The 3,965-nt window shown below is 40.7% G+C and carries 4 protein-coding genes and 1 pseudogene; 4 read left to right on the forward strand and 1 reads right to left on the reverse strand.

Features of this window, described 5'->3' with window-relative positions; genetic code table 11:
- The 4 genes and pseudogenes from WBA23_RS21605 to WBA23_RS21620 form a co-directional block, all read left to right on the forward strand.
- Positions 1-432, forward strand: a 432-nt coding sequence (locus tag WBA23_RS21605; RefSeq protein ID WP_424584357.1) for a helix-turn-helix transcriptional regulator, incomplete at its 5' end; no start/stop codon positions are given.
- An 80-nt stretch (positions 433-512) separates the two neighbouring features.
- Positions 513-1,361, forward strand: coding sequence for a MotA/TolQ/ExbB proton channel family protein (locus WBA23_RS21610; protein ID WP_424584358.1), 849 nt, complete (start codon positions 513-515; stop codon positions 1,359-1,361).
- Positions 1,358-1,792 (forward strand): hypothetical protein, encoded by a 435-nt coding sequence (locus tag WBA23_RS21615; RefSeq protein ID WP_424584359.1) that lies wholly within the window; start codon positions 1,358-1,360, stop codon positions 1,790-1,792. The genes WBA23_RS21610 and WBA23_RS21615 overlap by 4 nt, the downstream gene beginning before the upstream one ends.
- 202 nt (positions 1,793-1,994) lie before the next feature.
- A pseudogene (locus WBA23_RS21620) lies at positions 1,995-2,192 on the forward strand (Uma2 family endonuclease); the annotation flags it as partial.
- Between the two features lie 266 nt (positions 2,193-2,458).
- Here WBA23_RS21620 and WBA23_RS21625 read toward each other — a convergent pair.
- Positions 2,459-3,965 (reverse strand): FtsX-like permease family protein (locus tag WBA23_RS21625; protein ID WP_424584360.1); only part of this gene is annotated, 1,507 nt, incomplete at its 5' end.

Consider the following 3,965-nt stretch of genomic DNA (forward strand, 5'->3'; position numbering starts at 1 on the left):
TCATCAATTGTCTCCGATGCAGAGCAGCGTACTTATATTAACCTACTAATTTTTTTTCAGGCCGGTGTGGGATTGACGTTAATTATTGTTCCTATCGCTATTAGTATTTATCGTAATCAGGCAATGGTCAAGCGATTGAACCATCGTAATAATTACATTCAAGTATTCCAAGATAAGTTAAGGACGCAAAAACCATCTTCTGAGGCAAATGCCAAAAACTTTGAAAAACAACTATTACTTAAATTTCCGTATCTAACAGCGCACGATCTAAAAATATGTTCTTTCCTAATTCAAAACTATTCTTCGAAAGAAATCGCTGAAGAGTTGAATATAACCCCCGGCAGCGTAAATACTGCTCGCTATCGCCTTCGTAAAAAAATGAACCTTCCGAAAGAAATCGATTTAATCATCTATCTCAATAAAATAGCCTAAATATTACGGTGTTGATTCATTGTCTATTGCTCTAATTTGTTGCAAAGAGTCTTTTTGGTGCTTCTTTACCAAAAAAAGCAATGCAGCAATTAACGAAATCAGTAGTCTCAGTTGGGTTTATTTTAGTCATTCTCACCGGATTTATCCACAGTGCATTAACGCAAGATATTTCAGCTCAATCTGACTCAACTACAAAAGAAGTTTTACTAAACGACACTACCTCGCTAGAAGGAGAAGCAGAATTGCTTCCGACATCTGAAGAAGATACTAATCTCCATCAAGTAATCCGCGAACAATTTATTAACGGCGATTGGAGGTTCATGGCCCCAGTGCTACTCTGTTTACTTATCGGAATGGTGATTGCCATTGAGCGCATTATTCGGCTTAATCTAGCTACTATTAATGTGGATAAAACGTTGAACCAGTTACGACAAAACTTAACTGATGGCGGTGTAGATAAAACTCTGCATAGTTTACAAGGAAAACGAAACCCGATTGCCCTAATTTTTCGGTCGAGTCTGGGAAAATGGTCAGAAGGTATTGAGATGGTAGAAAAAGCAATTATCTCCTACGGATCGGTAGAAATGGGTAAGCTAGAAAAAGGGTTAGTATGGATGTCTCTCTTTATCTCAATTGCCCCGATGCTGGGGTTTATGGGAACGGTGATTGGAATGATTAATGCCTTTGATGCGATTGAAGCAGCCGGCGATATTTCCCCTACGCTAGTGGCTAGTGGAATTAAAACTGCGTTGCTCACGACGGTTGCAGGTTTAATTGTCGCCATCATTCTTCAGTTATTTTATAACTACTGCGTAGCTAAAATTGACCGAATCGTTAATGATATGGAGCGAGCCTCACTAGCATTTGTAGATGCGCTGGTGGATTTTAAGAACATAAGAAAAGATGAACCAAAGCAGAACAAAAAGTGAAACTACCATACTACTTAATACTGCTATTCGCTCAACTGCTTATAGCGTGCGAGTCTCGTCAGCAACATTACGGGCAGCTAATTGGGCAATGGAACGTTGTAGAAGTTAAGTCTAGAGAAGAAAGGATAGCATTAGATAAGTTACTAGATAGTAGATCATTCAGCTTTACTGGTCAGGGGGACTATCGACTGGGAACCCGGGCAATAGGAATAAGTGGAAAATGGAAAATTGTAGGAGATCGAATAAGACTTATTCAGCCCGAGATAAAAGCACTAAACGGGGGAATAATTTCTGCGCAGATACAGCAAGAATGGGAGTTAACGCTTTCGGAGGAATGGATGATTTGGCGAGGTACTGCTCTGAATGATACCCAACATTTGAAAATTCTCTTCCAAAAGAAGCAAGAAAATAATTTTGAGGTATCTGAATAAGCTTGGTATTTATGTAACTTGACATACAATGAGTAATTAGCTTATTAAGCCAGCAGTAAAAGATCGTTTAGCACTCGTTCAGTACAACCAGTTGGAAGAAGAAAACGATACCCGTTACGAGTATCATTATGGTGAAGTATTTATAATGGCTGGTGCCGCAACGGATGTTGGGGATCCAAAACCCTAATCGCTAGTAAGATTACTAGATCACTCATTGGCCTCTAAAAATTGTTCAGTATTCAATAGTGATCTAAAGTATCGAGTTGAATCACTGAATAAATCGCTTTATCCGGATGTATCGGTAGTATGTGACACGCCTCAGCGATCAGATAAAGATTTCCGGGCACTGACCAATACTATCGTAGTGGTAGAAGTGTTATCCGATAGTACAGCAAATTGACTGGGGAAATAAATTTTATTACTACAGCAGGTTATCTTCACTGAGAGAGTACGGTCTGGTTAAGCAGGATACCTGGAAGGCAGAGACTCGTTACCGCAACTCTCCCGACCAACCTTGGCAAATGGATTGGTTTGAAGGTGAAGAATCCAAAGTAAAGCTACGCTTACTAGAGATTAGCCTACCAATGGCTGAATTGTACCGAGCAACAGACGCATTGTAAAATGAATATCGATTAGTGAATAATGACTAATGCTTCTCGCTATTTATTAATCATTACGTAAACTATCGACCGGATTCTGCCGGATAGCTTTTAGGGTTTGGCTTCCGATAGAGAGTATTGCAATAAATAACATGATTAAGCCCGAAGCAGCAAACATCCACCATGCAATGCTAACCCGATACGCAAAATCAGCTAACCAGTCTTGTAGGGCATAATTAGCAATTGCCACTGCTACAATAAAACTTACAAAAAGTAATTGGATGAAGCTTTTACTAAGTAGCAGCGCAATACTCCCAGCCGATGCACCTAGAATCTTGCGAATGCCAATTTCCTTGGTTCTTTGTTGGGCGGTATACATGGCTAAACCAACCATTCCCAAACTACAAATCAGAATGGAAACGATGGTGAACAGCCGAATGAGTCTGGCAATGCGCTGTTCTTCTTGGTAAAGTTGCTGAATACTATCTTCCAAAAATTGGTAGGTAAAAACCTGGTTGGGAAAGGTCGCTTCCCAAGTGGTTTTGATTTTTTGCAGCGTTTGCGAAATATTTTCTGACTGTATCTGAATACCGGCTTGGGTAAATATTCTGGGGTAAGGATATATAACCACCGGTTCAATGGGGTGTTGTAATGAGCGGTGGTGAAAGTCCTTAACTACTCCCACTATAGTGCCTTCGGTCTCGGTGCTGCTTTCGAAAAAGTGTTTTCCTAGAACCTCATCTGGAGAAGTGCCTAGCGCAGCTACAAATTTCTCATTCACTAAAAACTCGGCCGTTGAGTCGCGTAAAATAATATTCCGTCCGGCTAACAACTGAAGATCGTAGGTTTTCAAGTACTCTTCATCAGCCCAGCGGTCGCGTACTAAAAAGGGTTCAAAACTATCACGATGATTGAACCGGACGTAGCTACCTTCATTGGTACTAGTGATGGGAGGTGATTGGTGAAAGCTAACATACCGAATATCAGATTGTTGCTTGAGCTGATTTCGGAATGAAGCCAGACGAGAATAGTCGTTACGAGGCACCTTGGTGGTGATAATGGCCTTTTGATTAAAACCCAGATCTTGTTGCTGAAAATAATCAAGTTGATAAAGTGCCACCACTGCTCCAATAATAACTGCTTGAGCAACAGTAAACTGGATGAAGCTTAGTATTTGGCGCAATCTGTATCCGCCTATTTCCTTCGCACTTATCTGATTCTGTAGAGCGCGTATCGGATTAAATCCCGACATTACTACTGCTGGGTAACTACCTGCCATAAATACGACCAGTAAAATAAAGAACAGTAAACTAATCATCACCGAAGGGTTCGCTAAAAGTTGTAAATCCAGTTGCGATTGAATCCAACTATTGAGCGTGGGAAGTCCTACCAGTATACCCAGTACAACCAGCACCAGAGCGCAGCTTACCACTAGGGAGGTTTCTGTAATAAACTGCCAAAAGATTTGCGACCGAGAGCCACCCAACGCTTTTCGTGCTCCAATCTCTTTGGATCGGTAAATGGCTAAAGCTGTGGATAAGTTGACGAAATTGATGAAAGCAATTAGTACGATA

The sequence above is a fragment of the Tunicatimonas sp. genome (assembly GCF_049647865.1).
GTDB lineage: Bacteria > Bacteroidota > Bacteroidia > Cytophagales > Cyclobacteriaceae > Tunicatimonas.